The following is a 15,932-nucleotide window of genomic DNA, read 5'->3' as shown; positions in this document are numbered from 1 at the left end:
CCGGGCCCTTTCTTCTTCAGCAGGAGGCGCCGATGCTCGATCTGGACGAGGACGCGTTCGAGAGCCTCGTGGTCGCCGAGCTCGACGCCCTGCCGGACGACATGGTCGACGGACTCGAGAACGTGGTGTTCGTGGTGGAGGACCGCCCCGAGGACGGGTCCCTCGATCTCCTCGGCGTCTACGACGGAGTCGCCCTCACCGAGCGCGAGCGCTACGGCTTCGGCGAGATGCCGGACCGCATCGTGCTGTTCCGCGAGCCGCACCTCGCCGCGTGCGCGACCCTGGACGAGTTGCGCGACGAGATCCACGTGACGCTCGTCCACGAGATCGCGCACTTCTACGGCATCGACGACGACCGGCTGCACGAGCTCGGCTGGGCCTGACCGAGCGGGATCAGCCGCTGCTGTCCAGGATCAGGTCGGCACCCTCGTGCGGCCGCTCGCGCTCGCGGTAGCGCCGGAACTGCTCGTCCCACTCGTCCCAGTGCGCCTCGAAGAGCGCACCGTCGCGGCGGAGCGCACGGCGTCGCCGCTCGACGTCGTCCGTCTCGATCCAGAGGGTCAGGTCGGCGACGGCCCTGCTCGCCGTGGACGCGGTACCGCAGCCCTCCACGAGGAGGAGCCGCTCGCGCACCTGCACCGGCCCGCCGGACGTCCCGCTCGCCCAGTTCCAGGGCCGCCACCGCCCTCCTCCGTGGAGCGCGTGCGGGCGGACGAGCCGACGGGCGACGTCGTCGACGGCTCGCTCCAACCCCGACCATCCCGGGTAGAGGTCGTCCATCCGCACCAGCACCGAGTCGGGCGCCCCGGGCACCGCTCGCAGCTGCCCGAGAAGGTCCTGGGCGAAGGTCGACTTGCCCGAGCCGCTCGGGCCGTCGACGAGGACGGTCCGAGCGCGCCTGTCCACGAGACGCCGCGCGAGCGCCCGCGCGGTCGTCGTCGTCAGGCGCTCAGCCACGGAGCACGAAGCTCCAGGTGCCGGCGACCAGCGCCGCGGTCACGGAGAGTCCGGCGATCACCACTCCGCCCAGGACCAGCAGCACGTCTCCGCCGCCGAAGCGGGACACCCGGGCCCAGGTCCGGGGCGTCTGCGCTCCGAAGCCCTTCGCCTCCATCGCCGTCGCCAGCCTGCTCCCCCGCCGGATGGCGAGCACCAGGAGGGAGAACGTCCGGCCGGCGAGGCTCCGCAGGGCGTGCACCGGTCCACGCCCGTCGGCCACTCCGCGCGCGCGACGAGCCATCGACAGGGTCCTCCAGTCCTCGACGAGCAGGCCGACCAGTCGCATGCCCGCCAGACCGCCGAGCACGAAGCGCGAGGGGAGGCGGAGGATCTGTGCGAGACCGTCCGCGAGGTCGGTCGGGTCGGTGGTCGCGATCAGCACCACGCTGGGCAGACCGATCGCGAGCACGCGCAGGGTGATGGCCCCTCCGAGCGCCAGCGACCCCTCGGTGACGCTCACGAACAGGAACTCCGCTAGGAGGGCTCCGCTGTCGCGACCGTAGAGGACGGTGGTCATGCCCGCGAGGGGCGCGGCGATCAGCACCGGCGCGGTGCGGCGGAGGAGATCGCCGAGGCGCAGCCCCGCGAAGGGCAGGACCAGCAGCTCGAGCGCCAGAGCGGTCGCGGCCGACACCGAGTCGAGGGTGAGGACGAGGACGACCGCGATCACGAGGCTCGCGAGCAGCTTCGCGACGGGATTCGCTCGAGCGATCCGCCCCCGGGCGGGGAGCGCCGTGAGGAGCGTCATCGCGGGACTCCTTCCTGAGCACCGAGCGGCACGACGGCGTCGGCCAGGGCGCTCACGAGGTGCTCGTCGTGGGTGACGGCGAGGATCGCGCGGCCCTCGGTGCGGAGCTCGGCCAGCAGGTCGATCACCACGTCCCAGGTGCGGCGGTCCTGGCCGAAGGTCGGCTCGTCGAGGACGACGACCGCGGGGCGGCGCACCAGGGCGGAGGCGACGGCGAGCCGGCGCTTCTCGCCCCCGGAGAGGGTGAAGGGGTTGGCATCGGCCAGGGTCGACAGCCCGAGCCGGTCGAGCATCGCGTCGGCCCGGGCGCGCTCCGACGCGTTCCGCGTGCCCAGGTGCAGCTCCTGCCGCACCCGCGCCGTCAGGAACTGGTGCTCGGGCTCCTGGAAGACCATCGCGACGCGGTCGGCGAGCTCGGCGGAGCGCCAGCGGTGCGGGTGCCGTGACGCTCCGGCACGCACCGCGTCCGAGGCGACGACCTCCCCGTCGGCGGGCGGCAGGAGTCCGGCGAGCGTGAGTGCGAGCGTCGACTTCCCCGCTCCGTTGGGGCCCAGCACGGCGGTGACCCGCCCCTCGGCGATCTCGAGATCGAGTCCGGAGGCGATCAGGGGCGGACGGCGCACGCCGAAGACCGGACGCGCCAGCGCGAGGGCGGAGGTGCGCAACGCGGCCGCGGTGGATCCCTCCGGGCCGTGGCGGCGCGCCGGGACCTCCCCCGGCAGCCAGACCCCCGCCGTGACGAGCACCTCGCGCGCGTCGACGAGCACGGTCGCGGGGGCGCCGTCGGCGATCACGGTTCCGTCCGCACCCAGCACCACGACCCGGTCGACGAGGTCGATCCAGACGTCCACGCGGTGCTCGACGACGACGAGGGTCGCTCCCGAGCCCTCCGTGCTCCGCTCGACGGCGTCGCGCACCTCGCGGACGCCGACCGGATCGAGGTTGGCCGTCGGCTCGTCCAGCAGGAGGAGCCTCGGTCGCATGGCCAGCACGCCCGCGAGGGCGAGCCGCTGCTTCTGCCCGCCCGACAGAGCCGATGTCGAGCGGTCGAGCGGCACGTCGAGCCCGACGTCCTCGAGAGCCTGCCGCACGCGCTCCGGGATCTCGGCCGCGGGGACGCCGAGGTTCTCGCACGCGAAGCCGACATCGTCGCCCACCCGCGCCAGCACGGCCTGGGTGTCCGGATCCTGCAGCACCAGACCCGCCACCCCGCGGCGCCGGAGGGGGGACTCGCCGTCGAGGGTCAGCTCACCGGCCGACGCGCCGTCCTCCTCGCCGCCGAGGACTCCGGCGAGAGCGTGCAGCAGAGTGCTCTTGCCCGCACCGGAGGGGCCGAGGAGCAGCACGCGCTCCCCCGGCCCGATCTCGAGGTCGAGCCCGGACACGGCCGACCGCGAGCGCCCGGCGTGCCGCCAGCTCCAGCCGCGCGCCGAGACGGCGGCACCGCTCATCGAGCGCCCGCGCCGGCTGCATCGATCACCCTGCCCTCGCGCCCCGAGGCGAAGCGGTCGAGGGCGCCGGAAGCGGCCAGTCCACGGACGGCGAGCCAGGGCAGGAGCCCCGCGAGGACGATGCCGGACACGATCGAGGAGACGATGTAGACGGTGGCGAAGAGTCCGTCCACACCCGCGTACCAGACGATCAGGTCGTTGATCGCGAGGGCGAGACCCGCACCGGCGCCGGCGAGCAGCGCCACGATCGGCCGACCGCTGCGGTACAGGAAGAGCGCGAAGATGAGCTCGGCGCCCAGTCCCTGGACCAGTCCGGACAGCAGGACCAGGTAGCCCCACTGGGTGCCGATCAGCGCGGAGACGACCGCGGCGACCAGCTCGGTGTAGAGCGCGGCACCGGGCTTGCGGATGATGAGGCCGCCCAGGACGCCGGCGAAGAGCCAGCCGCCGCCGAGGATCCCGCCGAGTCCGGGGAGGAACTCGAAGGCGAGGCCGAGGACGTTGGTCGCGAGGCCCCAGGCCCAGAAGACGATGCCGCTCGCGACGGCGACGACGCTCGCCACGACGATGTCGACGACGCGCCAGCGGAGATCGCGGCGCCGGGTGGTGGGAAGGGTGGAGTTCTGCACTGACGTGCCCTTTCGTGGAAGCGAATGGAGGGCACGGGTAGGAAGAGGAGATCGAAACGTTCCTTCGCTGGCATGACCCAGATCAGGTTCGACGGTCGAAGGCTGCGTGCCTTCCTCTCAGTCCGGTGCACCGGACTCCCGTGTTCGTCAGCAATCATAGACAGCATGTCGTGGTCGGTGGTCGTCGTTCTCGCCGTCGTGCTGCTGGTCCTGCTCCACGCGCTCCTGTGGCAGAGGCGTCGGCGCATCCGGCGCGAGCTGCTGGGCTCCGGGACGCGCGTGCAGGGGCGCGTGCTCCCCGACGGCGCATCGATGCCGGGCGCACGCGGCAGCCATGCCGGGCGGCTGCTCGTCTCGTACCGCCTCGAGAACGGCGAGGAGCGACGCGCCCTGAAGGTCCCCCAGCGTCGGGGAGACGCCTGGATGGCCGGTGAGCCGGTCGCCGTCGTCTACGATCCGCGACACCCGGGCGACGCCGAGCGACTGATCGTCGGATTCGGCCGCACGCAGAAGAAGTGGTTCACCGCTCGCCCTCAGCGCATGCGCTGAGGACCAGGACGCCGCTCAGCGCCTTCGCTGAGGACCACGACGCCGCTCAGCGCCTGCGCTGAGGACGGCGCGACCGCCTACTTCTTGAGTGCGCGGACGAGACGGGCGAGAGCCTTGCCGGTGACCCAGACGAAGGGGATGCCCACGGCCAGGACCGACACGATGTTGGGCTGGAAGCGCAGTCCGAGGTCGTCCTTGATGTAGGCCCCGATCGGGACGACGGCACCGCCGCCACCACCGCCGCCGCCCTCCTGGCCCTCCTCGGAGCCGCTGCCGCCGCCGAAGCCGAACCAGCGGAGTGCGACGGGCACCATCGTGGCGCCGTCGACGTCCACGGGCTCCCCGTAGATCGTCGCGGCTCCCGCGGAGGTGACTTTGTCGGCCAGGGACACGGCGATGTTGGGCATGCCCGAACGCTACTCCCGGGCTCGACGGGGGGACAACCGCCGCGCGGGCTCGCTCAGGACTCCCCCACCCCGGTCACCGGGGCAGCGGTCATACTCGACGGATGCCGCAGCGCCCCCGCCGACGTCACCCTCTCCGGGCGGCCGTCGTCGTGGGTGCGAGCGCCGTGCTCGCGGCGTTCCTCGCCGTCCATCGGCTGCTGCCGGAGTCGGCGGGCTGGCTCTCCGTGCTCGAGACCGCGATCCCGTGGACCGGCCTCGTCGTCCTCCTGCTGATCACCGCGGCCGTCGGCCTGCGCTCGCGCGCCGCGGGGGCCGCTGCCACTGTGCTCGCGACCGTCTACGGCGTGCTCGTGCTGCCGGTGGCCGTGCCCGGCCCCCTCGTGCGCTCGGGATCCTTCACCGTCGTCAGCCAGAACATCGCCGCGAGTGCGGACGCGGGTGCCCTGGCCCTCGAGCTCGCCTCGCGGGAGCCCGACGTGATCGCTCTCCAGGAGCTCGACGGCGACGCGCGCGACGCGGTGGACGCGGAGCTGTCCGGGACCTACCCGCACTCCTTCGTCGTCGGCACCGTCGGCGTGTGGAGCCGGGAGGAGCTGTCGAACGCGGAGCCGCTCGACCTCGGGTTGGGCTGGGACCGCGCCCTCGCGGTCGACATCGGGACGACGGTCGGCTCGACCCGGCTCTTCGTCGTCCACCTGGCCTCGTTCCGCCTCGGCGACCACGAGGAGCGGGACGTGATGCTCGGCGGACTGGCGGACGTCCTCGCTCAGGACGAGTCGGAGCGCACCCTGGTGATCGGCGACTTCAACACGGCTCCCGACGACCACCTCCTCGCCCCGGTCCTCGAGCAGGCAGCACTCGTGCGGACCTCGGGGATCGGCTTCCCCGCCACGTGGCCCGCGCTGCTCCCGCTCGTGAGCCTCGATCACGCTCTCGCCGACGGCGTCCCCGCCTCGACCGTGGAGGTGCTGCCGCCGAACGGGTCGGACCACCGGCCCGTCAGTCTGACGATCGGCTCCGCGTAGCGAGGCTGTCGCTGAGGTCGATCCCCTTCGCCGACTCCGGTGCCGAGCGGGACAGCAGCGATGCGGGACGCACGGCCCCCGACCCGAACCGCGCCGCGACTCCGTCGACCGCGAGCTCGGCGTCGCGCCAGTCGTCGGAGTCGTTCCAGAGCGAGAAGGCGACCTCGTCGCCGTCGACGAGCTGCTCGCCGCGCACGCCGATCAGGCGGACCGGTCGGCGCAGGGGGTTCGCCGCCTCGAGCAGTGCGGACGAGGCCTCGTAGAGCACCCGCGCCACGTCGGTGGCCTCGGGCAGCGTGCGGGACCGGGTGAGCGTGCTGAAGTCGCCGAAGCGGACCTTGACGGCGACCGTGCGGCACCGCACGCCCGAGCGGCGCAGGCGCACCGCCACCTTGTCGCACAGTCGCAGCAGCTCCCGACGCACCAGTTCGGGATCGGCGACGTCGTCGGCGAAGGTGATCTCGTGACCCGCGCTCTTCTCGACCTGGCGGGTGTCGACCGGCCGCGGGTCGACTCCGTTCGAGAGGGCGTGCAGCCGACGCCCGGTCGCGTCGCCGAGCGAGCCGATCAGCACGGGCAGCGGGGTCGAGGCGACGTCGGCGACCGTCCGCAGTCCGCGCTTGAGCAGCGCCTCCTCGGTGCTCGCTCCGACGCCCCAGAGCGCGCTCACGGGGAGCGGGTCGAGGAACTCGCGCACGCCGTCGGAGGGGACGACCAGGAGGCCGTCGGGCTTGGAGCGGCCGGAGGCGAGCTTGGCGACGAACTTGGTGCTCGCGATGCCGACGGAGCAGGTCAACCCGAGCTCGGAGTGCACCCGCTCGCGGATCGCGGTGCCGATCGCGAAGGGCGAGCCGGAGATCCGGCGGGCACCGGCCACGTCGAGGAAGGCCTCGTCGATGCTCAGGCGCTCGACCAGCGGGGTGAAGGAGTCGAAGATCGCCATCACGCGACGCGACGCCTCGCGGTAGCGGTCCATGTGCGGTTCGAGGACCACCGCGTGCGGGCACTTGCGGAGGGCGACGGCCATCGGCATCGCGGAGTTCACCCCGAACCGACGCGCCTCGTAGGTCGCCGCCGTCACGACGGACCGCGAGCCGATGTGCCCGACGATCACCGGGCGGCCGCGGAGATCGGGACGCTCGAGGAGCTCGACCGACGCGAAGAACGCATCCATGTCGATGTGCATGATGCTGGCGCCCGGGTCGTCGACGGGCTCGATCGTGACCTGCCGCCCGCTGCCGTCCTGTTTGCTCACGTACCGTCCTGCCCGCTGCGCCGTTCCCTCCTGCCATGCTCGCACGCACCCCCGACATCGTGGACCCGAGCGGTCGGCGACCGCTCCGAGGGAATGGCGCGGGGCCGCCGCCGGTTGTCCCGAGCACCGACGACGACGCTCCGGAGAAGACATGACGCACGAGCCCGCCTCCCCCACCGCCACCGAGATGAGCCGCTGGCTCGACCTCCAGCAGCGCGCCCACGCCGCCTTCGAGAGCCGCCTGGCCGCCGTCGAGGACTGGTCCGCCCCGACTCCCGACACCGAGTGGGACACCCGCGCGCTGGTGCTGCACGTGGTCCGCGAGCAGCAGCGGGCGCACACGCTCCTGTCCGGCGGGGACGAGTCCCCGATCCGCCTGGAGCCCGTCGCCAGCGATCTCCGCAGCGAGTGGACCCGCGTCACCGCCGACGCGCGCGCCTCCGCCGCGTCCGCCCACCCCGACGCGGTCCTGCGCCTCGGACGCGACTCCGTCACGGCGCTCGAGCTGGTCCGGGAGCAGGTCTCGGACGTCACGATCCACACGTGGGACCTGGCGCGCGCGACCGGGGCGGACGAGACCCTCGACGAGGAGCTCGTCGCGGCCGTCTGGGAGCTCTTCGCCCCGCAGGAGGACACCCTGCGGGCCAGTGGGCTGTTCGCCGCGCCGGTGCCCGTCGGCGAGGACGCGCCGCTGCAGCGCCGCCTGCTCGCGATCACCGGGCGCGACGACCGCCTCGCAGCCTGAACGCCGCTCCCATCCGCCGCGGGCAGGATGAGGGGACCACCGCTCGCGCGGACGAGGAGAGGGGCCCAGCGCCCCGACGAGGAGAGGAACGACCATGACACGCGTCGCCGTCATCGGAGCCCACGGCAAGGTCGGGCAGCAGATCCTGCACCTGCTGTACGACGCCGGGCACGAGTCCGTCGGAGTGATCCGCAATCCCGAGCACGCCGAGGACATCGTGCGCCTGGGCGGCGAGCCGCTCGTGCACGACCTCGAGAGCTCGACACCGGAGGAGTTCGCCGCACTGCTCGAGGGCGTCGACGCCCTCGTCTTCTCGGCCGGCGCCGGCCCGGACTCGGGCATCGAGCGCAAGCGCACCGTCGACTTCGGCGCCTCGGTCCTCAGCCAGGAGGCCGCCGCCGCCGCCGGGATCCGCCGCTTCGTGCAGATCAGCGCGATCGGAGTGGACGAGCCGCTCGCGGACGACACCGAGGAGGTCTGGCGCGCCTACGTCGAGGCCAAGCGCGACGCCGACACCGCGCTGAAGGCCACCGACCTCGACTGGACGATCCTCCGGCCCGGCGGACTCACGACCGACGAGGGCACCGGCCGCATCGCGCTGGGCGAGGAGGTCGAGCGCGGCAGCATCCCCCGCGAGGACGTCGCCGCCGTCGTGGTCGCCGTCCTCGAGCAGCCGTCCTCGATCGGGCGGACCTGGGAGCTGGTCTCGGGCGACGTGCCCATCGAGGACGCCGTCGCGCAGACCGCCTGACCACTCCGGGCCGGCGTCCGCCCTCGGGGCGGCGCCGGCCCGTGCACCTAGAGTGGTGCGGGTGAGCAGCCACGCGCCCCGTCCCTGGATCCGGAGCTACGCACCCGGCGTGCCGACCGAGCTGGAGCCTCCCGAGGGCTCGCTCCTCGACATCGTCACGGAGTCGGCCGAGCGCTATCCCGAGAAGGTGGCCCTCGAGTTCTTCGGCCGGTCCACCAGCTACGCGCAGCTGGCCGACGACGTGGAGCGCGTCGCGGAGGGTCTGCGCCGACTCGGCGTCCGCGAGGGCGATCCGGTCGCGCTCATCCTGCCCAACTGCCCTCAGCACGTGATCGCCTTCTACGCGGTCCTCCGGCTGGGGGCTGTCGTCGTGGAGCACAACCCGCTCTACACGCCGCGGGAGCTGCGCCACCAGTTCGAGGACCATGGAGCCCGCGTCGCCATCGCGTGGGACCGCGTGGCGCCCCTGGTGCAGGAGCTGCCCGCCGACCTCGGGGTCGAGACCGTGGTCGCGGTCGACCTCACGCGCGCCATGCCCGCTCCGATGCGCGCGGCTCTCCGCCTGCCGATCCGCAAGGCACGGGAATCGCGGGCCGCGCTGACCGGACGCGTGCGCGGCGCCGTGGAGTGGGACTCCCTGCTCCGCCGCAGGATCGATCCCGCCCATCCCCGGCCCACTGCAGACGACCTCGCGGTGATCCAGTACACGAGCGGCACCACCGGAACGCCCAAGGGTGCCGAGCTCACCCACCGCAACCTCACCGCCAACGCGGCGCAGTCGCGCGCATGGGTGCCGCAGGTGCGTCGGGGCGACTGCGTCGTCTACGCGGTCCTGCCCATGTTCCACGCCTACGGGCTCACCCTCTGCCTCACGTTCGCGATGAGCATGGGGGCGCGCCTCGTGCTGTTCCCCAAGTTCGACCCGGACCTCGTGCTGAAGGTCGTGCGGAAGCACCCGGCGACGTTCCTCCCCGCCGTTCCCCCGATCGCCGAGCGCCTGGCCGCCCGGGCCCGGGAGAAGGGCGTCTCGCTGCAGGGCATCGAGATCGCGATCTCGGGCGCGATGCCGCTCGACCCGTCGCTGGTCGCCCGCTTCGAGGAGCAGACCGGCGGCACGCTCGTCGAGGGGTACGGACTGTCGGAGACCTCTCCGGTGCTCATGGCCAATCCCGTCAGCACCTCGCGCCGTGCAGGCACCGTGGGTCTGCCGTTGCCCGGGACGGACGTCCGCATCGTCGATCCCGAGAATTCGACCGTCGACGTCGCCCCCGGGGAGCAGGGCGAGCTGATCGTGCGCGGACCGCAGGTGTTCCGCGGCTACCACCGCAAGCCCGAGGAGACCGCCGACGCGTTCACGAGCGAGGGCTGGTTCCGCACGGGCGACATCGCCACGATCGACGAGGACGGCTTCGTCAGCCTCGTCGACCGCATCAAGGAGCTGATCATCACCGGCGGCTTCAACGTCTCGCCGTCCGAGGTGGAGGAGGTGCTGCGCCGGCTCCCGTCCGTGCACGACGCGGCCGTCGTGGGACTGCCCGACGCGCGCAGCGGCGAGATCGTCGCCGCGGCCGTCGTCCTCGAGCCCGGCGCGGACTTCGACGAGGCCCACGCCCGGGCCGTGGTCCGGGAGGCGCTGACTCCGTACAAGGTGCCGAAGCGGATCGTCGTCATCGACGAGCTGCCGACGAACATGATCGGCAAGGTGCTGCGCCGCGAGGTGAAGGCCCGCCTCGTCGACGAGAGCTGAACCTCCCGGCGGGACGGCGCGAGGCCCCCGGTTCCGCTCGCGCGGGCCGGGGGCCTCGTCGTTCGCCCTGGGGCGCGGCCGGGTCAGATGTCGAATCCGCCGAAGTCGCCGCCGCCGAAGTCGCCACCGCCCCCGAAGTCCCCGCCGTAGTCGCCACCGCCGTCGGCTCCGGCTCCGGCGTCGCCGCCCTCGGCTCCAGCGTCGCCGCCCTCACCGCCGTCGCCGCCCTCACCGCCGTCGCCGCCCTCACCACCCGCGTACTCGCCGCCGGCGTCCGGGAGGAACGCACCGGCGATCGCGGATCCGATCGCGAAGCCCGCGATGGTGCCGAGCATCGACGAGGCGAGGACCCCGCCGAAGCCCATGCCTCCGGCGCCCATCGCGCCGCCCTGACCGCCGGCGAAGCGGCGCTCCATGAAGCCGGGCTGGCGCAGCTCGCTCCGCGTGGCCGACTGTGCGAGGGCCTGGGGGTCGTCGCTGCGCGGCGCGTCGCCCACGGGAGCGCCCTCGCTGAGCTCGCGGAAGACCTGCTTGCGCTGCTCGGGGGTCAGCTGCTCGAAGGCCTCGCGGTGCACCTGTTCGAGCGCTTCGGGCGGGGCTGTGCGGAGCAGATAGCGGTAGCGCTCGATCGCGATGTCGTCCTCGCTGCGGGCAGGACGGCCGGGCGGGGTGCCGTACGCAGGCTGCCGCCCGTTGGCCGCCGCGCCGTAGCCGGAGTCGCGTCGCGCGTCCTCGGGGCGCTCCTCGCGCCCCAGCAGTCGGTCCAGGAATCCCATGATCTCCTCCTCGGCGCCGCCGGGAGGCGGTCGCACACCGCCACCGTAGGCCCCGCGCACCCACGTGTCCTGAGCATCCGCTCAGTGCACGCTCCACGCGGGGCCGCCGTCGGTCACTTCTTCGGGATGACGATCCACATGATGAGGTAAGCGATGATCTGCGGGCCGGGGAGCAGGCAGGAGAGCACGAAGAGGAGTCGGACGAGGAACGGGCTCCAGCCGAAGCGGTTCGCGAGTCCGACGCAGACGCCGGCGATGATCTTGCCCTGACGAGGGCGAACGAGAGTGGACATGACTCCACTCTGGCGCAGGGCCGCTGGGAGCGGCATCCGGGGAACCCCCGAGAGACGAGTGCGCCACCCCGAGATCAGCCGGGCGGGCGTCGATCCGGGGAGGTCGCCGCCGGGCTTCGGAGGAAAGCCGCCGCTCGGTCGGCATCGCCCTGGGGCCAGACCACGCGGAAGCGCTCGAAGACGACCCGGTCGAGGGGCGACTCCGGGTCCTCGCGGGCGAAGTACCGGCGATGCCCCTGCAGCCACGACTCCCGGGAGCGGTCGCCCTCCCCCTCGGCCCAGGCGAACACGTCGTCGACCGAGTCGAGCGGAGCGACCCGCACCTCGTCGCTGCGCAGCACGAGGCGGGGGACGCCCGCGCCGTCGCAGACGATCCAGTGGTCCCCCGCCGCGGGAACGGGCTCCTGGCCGACGAGCGACGCGGTGGCCGTCTTGACCCCGCGCCGGACCAGCTCGAGGAGTTCGTCCGCGAGCTGGACGGAGTCGCCGAACGACTCGACGGGAGGCAGGGGCGAGGGCCCGGAGCCGGGGTACTCGGACCACAGTCGCCGAGCCGCCTCGAGGTCGGGCTCGGGCAGCGGGGTGCGCTCGGGCTCGTCCGGCAGGACGGCGAGGAGGTTCGCGCCGGCCAGGGCGGCCGGATCCTCAGGGTGGTTGTCGGGTGTCTCGACCTCGTCGAACGGCCAGCGGGTGAGGAGCCAGCGCCGCGTGAACGCGTCGAGCTCCTCCTCCACCCGGGAGCCGCGCAGCTCGGGCACCACCCACCAAGACGCCGACGCGGTCCGCCCCGGCCCGGGGACGACGCTCAGCGCGCCGATCGCTGTGGTCCAGGTCTCGTCGACCAGGAGGAAGGCGTGCACGCGTCCGTCCCGGGCAGCGGACTCGAGGGAGCGGAGCGCACGGACGTCGTCCTCGGGCTCGGCGGCCTCGGAGCCCTCGGGGAGGAGCGCCGCGAGCCACGCCCGCCGCTCCCCGATCACTCCGCGGAGCAGCTCGGCATCGCTGGACACCAGCGGACGCAGGAAGCCTCCGCTCGGCAGATCGAGCCGCGCGGGAACGGAGGAGACCTCGGGCTCGTCGCTCATCGTCTCCTCCGCTCCTCGCGCACCGGCTCAGCCGGCGGCGCGCTCCAGCACCAGCTCGCGCACGCGAGCGGCGTCGGCCTGGCCCTTCATGGCCTTCATCACGGCGCCGATCACGGCACCGGCCGCCTGCACCTTGCCGTCGCGGATCTTGGCGAGCACGTCGGGCTGCGAGGCCAGGGCCGTGTCGATGGCCGCGATGAGCGCTCCGTCATCCGAGACGACGGCGAGCCCGCGAGCGTCGACGACCTCCTGGGGCGTGCCCTCGCCGGCGACGACGCCCTGCAGCACCTCGCGGGCGAGGCGGTCGGTGAGCGTCCCGCTCTCGACGAGCCCGGCCAGCTCGGCCACCTGCGTCGGCGTGACGAGCGCGGACGGATCCTGACCCGCCGCGTTGGCGAGCCGAGCGACTTCCCCGGTCCACCACTTGCGGGCGGCCTGCGGAGTCGCTCCGGCGGCGACCGTCTCGGTGATCTCGACGAGCAGACCGCTGTTCGCGACGTCCTGGAACTCGAGGTCGGTGAAGCCCCAGTCGGCCTTGAGGCGGCGACGGCGGGCGGCCGGCTTCTCGGGGAGCGCGGCGCGCAGCTCCTCGATCAGTTCCGGCGAGGGTACGACCGGCAGCAGGTCGGGCTCCGGGAAGTAGCGGTAGTCGTCCGCGTCGCTCTTGGGGCGACCGGCCGAGGTGCGGCCGGTGTCCTCGTGCCAGTGGCGCGTCTCCTGCGTGATCGTGCCGCCGGCGGCGAGGATCGCCGCCTGGCGCTGGATCTCGTAGCGGACCGCGCGCTCGACGGAGCGGAGGGAGTTGACGTTCTTCGTCTCGGTGCGGGTGCCGAGCTTCTCCTGGCCCCAGGGGCGGAGCGAGACGTTGGCGTCGCAGCGGAGGTTGCCGCGCTCCATCTTCGCGTCGGAGATCCCGAGCGCGAGGACGATGTCGCGGATGGTCGCCACGTAGGCCTTGGCGAACTCCGGGGCGTTCTTCCCGGCACCGAAGATCGGCTTGGTGACGATCTCGACGAGGGGGACGCCCGCGCGGTTGTAGTCGACGAGCGAGTACTCGGCACCCTGGATGCGGCCGGTGGACCCGCCGACGTGCGTCAGCTTGCCGGCGTCCTCCTCCATGTGCGCGCGCTCGATCGGGATGTCGACGAGCGTGCCGTCGGCCAGCTCGACCTCGACCGAGCCCTCGAACGCGATCGGCTCGTCGAACTGCGAGATCTGGTAGTTCTTCGCGAGGTCAGGGTAGAAGTAGTTCTTCCGGGCGAAGCGGCTCGACGGCGCGATCGAGCAGCCGAGGGCCAGCCCCAGGCTGATCGAGTACCGGACGGCCTGCTCGTTGACGACCGGGAGCGAACCCGGGAGCCCGAGGTCGACCGGGGTGACGTTCGTGTTCGGCTCGGAGCCGAACTCGTTCGGCGCGTCCGAGAACATCTTGGTCTTCGTGTTGAGCTCGATGTGCACCTCGAAGCCGAGGACCGGCTCGAAGCGCTCGAAGACCTCGTCGTAGTCCATGAGCTCGGGGACGGACGTGTGCGCGGAGGCCATCAGACGGCACCTTCCTCGGAGGCGAACTGCTCGGCGGGAGCGAGATCGGGGGCCTTCGCGAGGAGCGGGTGACCCCAGTGCTCCTCGAGCAGGGCCTCGAGCGCTCCACCGACGGTGTAGAGACGGACGTCCTCGCGGGCGGGGGCGAGGAACTGGATGCCGACCGGCAGCCCGTCCTCGTCGGCGAGTCCCGCGGGAACGGAGATGCCGGGGATGCCGGCGAGGTTGGCGGGAATGGTCGCGATGTCGCCGCGGTACATCGCCAGCGGATCGTCGAGCTTCTCGCCGAGACGGTAGGCGGTGGTCGGCGCGGTCGGCGACGCGATGACGTCCACGGAGGCGAACGCCGCGTCGAAGTCGCGCTGGACGAGCGTGCGCACCTTCTGGGCGCTGCCGTAGTAGGCGTCGTAGTAGCCGGCCGAGAGCGCGTAGGTGCCGAGGATGATGCGGCGCTTGACCTCGGGTCCGAAGCCCTGCTCACGGGTGGCCGCCATGACCTGCTCGACCGTGCCGCCGCCCTTCGGGGTGACCCGGAGGCCGAAGCGGACGGAGTCGAACTTCGCGAGGTTGCTGGACGCCTCAGCCGGCAGGATCAAGTAGTAGGCGGCGACCGCGTGCTCGATGCTCGGGGCGCTCACCTCGACGATCTCGGCTCCGGCCTTCTCGAGCACCGCGAGGGCCTCGTGGAAGCGCGCGAGGACACCGGGCTGGAAGCCCTCGCCGCCGTCGAGCTCCTTGAGGACGCCGATGCGCATCCCCGTGACGTCGGCGCGGCGCACCGCGTCGGCGAAGGAGGGCCAGGTGTCGCGGAGGGAGGTGGAGTCGCGCGGGTCGTGCCCGGCGATCACGTCGTGCAGCAGGGCGGAATCGAGGACGGTCCGCGAGACGGGGCCGATCTGGTCGAGGCTCGACGCGAGTGCGATCGCTCCGTAGCGCGAGACGCCGCCGTAGGTCGGCTTGACGCCGACGGTGCCGGTGACGTGCGCGGGCTGGCGGATCGAGCCACCGGTGTCGGAACCGAGGGCGAGCGGCGCCTCGTAGCTCGCGACGGCCGCGGCGGAGCCTCCGCCGGAGCCGCCGGGGATGCGATCGAGGTCCCACGGGTTGTGCGTGGGTCCGTACGCGGAGCGCTCGGTGGTCGAGCCCATCGCGAACTCGTCCATGTTGGTCTTGCCGATCGGCACCAGCCCGGCGGCGCGGACCTTCGTCATGACGGTCGCGTCGTACGGCGGGCGCCAGCCCTCGAGGATCCGCGAGCCGCTGGTGGTCGGCATGTCGTTCGTGACGATGACGTCCTTGACGGCCAGCGGGATCCCGGCGAGCGAGTGGAGGGACTCCCCCGCTGCGCGGCGGCGGTCGATCTCGGCGGCGGTGCCGACCGCGGCCTCCTCGGCCACGTGCAGGAACGCGTGCACCGCGGAGTCGACCGACGCGATGCGGTCGAGGTGCGCGCGGGTCGCCTCCGTGGACGAGATCGACCCGTCGACGAGCCTCTCGGAGAGCGCCGAGGCGCTCAGGCGGATGATCTCCTGGCCGTGCGCGCTCACTGCTCCTCCCCCAGGATCGCGGACACCTGGAAGCGGCTGCCGTCGTGCTCGGGGGCGCCGGAGAGGGCCTGCTCGCGGGTGAGCGTCTCGCCGACCACGTCGGGGCGGAAGACGTTCTCGAGCGGGATGGGGTGGCTGGTCGCCGGGACGTCGGGGGTGGCGACGGCCTGGACCGCGGCCACGGAGTCGACGATCTGGCCGAGCTCCCGCGTCATGTTCTGGATCTCCTCGGGTGTGAGGTCGATCCTGGCCAGCTGGGCCAGATGGGCGACCGTCTCGGCCGTGATCTCGGACATTCGTCTCCATCGGTGGTTCGTGAGGATGCGGCGACCAGTCTACCGAGCGGCTCCCGGCCGCCCGGCCAGGGCGCACGGCCCCGACCA

18 protein-coding genes and 1 riboswitch are annotated in these 15,932 nt (G+C 72.9%); of the genes, 6 read left to right on the top strand and 12 right to left on the bottom strand.

Going from position 1 to position 15,932, the window contains the following annotated elements; genetic code table 11:
* Positions 1-32: 32 nt before the first annotated feature.
* Entirely contained in the window at positions 33-383 is a 351-nt protein-coding gene (locus IOC53_RS10715) for a metallopeptidase family protein (protein ID WP_207405573.1), read from the top strand.
* Between the two features lie 10 nt (positions 384-393).
* On the opposite strand, the gene IOC53_RS10710 is transcribed toward IOC53_RS10715, so the two are convergent.
* From IOC53_RS10710 to IOC53_RS10695, 4 genes are read right to left on the bottom strand one after another with little or no spacing between them, the layout of a single operon-like run.
* On the bottom strand, positions 394-957 hold the full coding sequence (locus IOC53_RS10710; RefSeq protein WP_207405571.1) for an ATP-binding protein: 564 nt from the start codon (positions 955-957) through the stop codon (positions 394-396).
* Positions 950-1,747, bottom strand: a complete 798-nt coding sequence (locus tag IOC53_RS10705; RefSeq protein ID WP_207405569.1) for an energy-coupling factor transporter transmembrane protein EcfT — start codon at positions 1,745-1,747, stop codon at positions 950-952. Before IOC53_RS10705 ends, IOC53_RS10710 begins: the two co-directional genes overlap by 8 nt.
* Entirely contained in the window at positions 1,744-3,198 is a 1,455-nt protein-coding gene (locus IOC53_RS10700) for an ABC transporter ATP-binding protein (protein WP_207405567.1), read from the bottom strand. Before IOC53_RS10700 ends, IOC53_RS10705 begins: the two co-directional genes overlap by 4 nt.
* Entirely contained in the window at positions 3,195-3,827 is a 633-nt protein-coding gene (locus tag IOC53_RS10695) for an ECF transporter S component (protein ID WP_207405565.1), read from the bottom strand. Before IOC53_RS10695 ends, IOC53_RS10700 begins: the two co-directional genes overlap by 4 nt.
* A gap of 42 nt (positions 3,828-3,869) precedes the next feature.
* Positions 3,870-3,978, bottom strand: a riboswitch (TPP riboswitch).
* Positions 3,979-3,992: 14 nt separating this feature from the next.
* On the opposite strand from IOC53_RS10695, the gene IOC53_RS10690 reads away from it, so the two are divergent.
* Positions 3,993-4,376 carry a DUF3592 domain-containing protein gene (locus IOC53_RS10690; protein ID WP_207405563.1) on the top strand — a complete coding sequence of 128 codons (384 nt, stop codon included), beginning with the start codon at positions 3,993-3,995 and terminating at the stop codon, positions 4,374-4,376.
* A gap of 77 nt (positions 4,377-4,453) precedes the next feature.
* On the opposite strand, the gene IOC53_RS10685 is transcribed toward IOC53_RS10690, so the two are convergent.
* A complete protein-coding gene (locus tag IOC53_RS10685) occupies positions 4,454-4,783 on the bottom strand; it encodes a hypothetical protein (RefSeq protein ID WP_207405561.1) in 330 nt (109 codons plus the stop codon).
* A gap of 101 nt (positions 4,784-4,884) precedes the next feature.
* Between IOC53_RS10685 and IOC53_RS10680 the strand changes: the two genes are divergently transcribed.
* Positions 4,885-5,808, top strand: coding sequence for an endonuclease/exonuclease/phosphatase family protein (locus tag IOC53_RS10680; protein ID WP_207405559.1), 924 nt, complete (start codon positions 4,885-4,887; stop codon positions 5,806-5,808).
* On the opposite strand, the gene dinB is transcribed toward IOC53_RS10680, so the two are convergent.
* On the bottom strand, positions 5,783-7,063 hold the full coding sequence (gene dinB, locus IOC53_RS10675; protein WP_207405557.1) for a DNA polymerase IV: 1,281 nt from the start codon (positions 7,061-7,063) through the stop codon (positions 5,783-5,785). The genes IOC53_RS10680 and dinB overlap by 26 nt on opposite strands.
* A 151-nt stretch (positions 7,064-7,214) precedes the next feature.
* On the opposite strand from dinB, the gene IOC53_RS10670 reads away from it, so the two are divergent.
* From IOC53_RS10670 to IOC53_RS10660, 3 genes are all read left to right on the top strand, one after another.
* Complete coding sequence (locus tag IOC53_RS10670; protein WP_207405556.1) at positions 7,215-7,808, top strand: TIGR03086 family metal-binding protein; 594 nt, start codon at positions 7,215-7,217, stop codon at positions 7,806-7,808.
* A gap of 94 nt (positions 7,809-7,902) precedes the next feature.
* Positions 7,903-8,559, top strand: coding sequence for an SDR family oxidoreductase (locus tag IOC53_RS10665; RefSeq protein WP_207405554.1), 657 nt, complete (start codon positions 7,903-7,905; stop codon positions 8,557-8,559).
* A 61-nt stretch (positions 8,560-8,620) separates the two neighbouring features.
* Positions 8,621-10,306 carry a long-chain-fatty-acid--CoA ligase gene (locus IOC53_RS10660; RefSeq protein WP_207405552.1) on the top strand — a complete coding sequence of 562 codons (1,686 nt, stop codon included), beginning with the start codon at positions 8,621-8,623 and terminating at the stop codon, positions 10,304-10,306.
* Positions 10,307-10,389: 83 nt separating this feature from the next.
* Here the strand turns inward: IOC53_RS10660 and IOC53_RS10655 are convergent, their stop codons facing one another.
* The 6 genes from IOC53_RS10655 to gatC all read right to left on the bottom strand — a co-directional run bounded on the left by IOC53_RS10655 (position 10,390) and on the right by gatC (position 15,845).
* Complete coding sequence (locus IOC53_RS10655) at positions 10,390-11,082, bottom strand: hypothetical protein (RefSeq protein WP_207405550.1); 693 nt, start codon at positions 11,080-11,082, stop codon at positions 10,390-10,392.
* A gap of 113 nt (positions 11,083-11,195) precedes the next feature.
* Positions 11,196-11,375 (bottom strand): PspC domain-containing protein, encoded by a 180-nt coding sequence (locus IOC53_RS10650; RefSeq protein WP_207405548.1) that lies wholly within the window; start codon positions 11,373-11,375, stop codon positions 11,196-11,198.
* A gap of 74 nt (positions 11,376-11,449) precedes the next feature.
* Complete coding sequence (locus IOC53_RS10645; protein WP_207405546.1) at positions 11,450-12,460, bottom strand: ASCH domain-containing protein; 1,011 nt, start codon at positions 12,458-12,460, stop codon at positions 11,450-11,452.
* 27 nt (positions 12,461-12,487) lie between these two features.
* On the bottom strand, positions 12,488-14,002 hold the full coding sequence (gatB, locus tag IOC53_RS10640; RefSeq protein WP_207405544.1) for an Asp-tRNA(Asn)/Glu-tRNA(Gln) amidotransferase subunit GatB: 1,515 nt from the start codon (positions 14,000-14,002) through the stop codon (positions 12,488-12,490).
* Positions 14,002-15,549, bottom strand: a complete 1,548-nt coding sequence (gene gatA, locus IOC53_RS10635) for an Asp-tRNA(Asn)/Glu-tRNA(Gln) amidotransferase subunit GatA (RefSeq protein WP_207405542.1) — start codon at positions 15,547-15,549, stop codon at positions 14,002-14,004. Before gatA ends, gatB begins: the two co-directional genes overlap by 1 nt.
* Positions 15,546-15,845 (bottom strand): Asp-tRNA(Asn)/Glu-tRNA(Gln) amidotransferase subunit GatC, encoded by a 300-nt coding sequence (gatC, locus tag IOC53_RS10630; protein ID WP_173892315.1) that lies wholly within the window; start codon positions 15,843-15,845, stop codon positions 15,546-15,548. The genes gatA and gatC overlap by 4 nt, the downstream gene beginning before the upstream one ends.
* Positions 15,846-15,932 lie beyond the last annotated feature (87 nt).

The sequence above is a fragment of the Rathayibacter sp. SD072 genome, assembly GCF_017355185.1.
Lineage (GTDB): Bacteria > Actinomycetota > Actinomycetes > Actinomycetales > Microbacteriaceae > Rathayibacter.
This window is presented reverse-complemented; position numbering and strand designations above follow the sequence as displayed.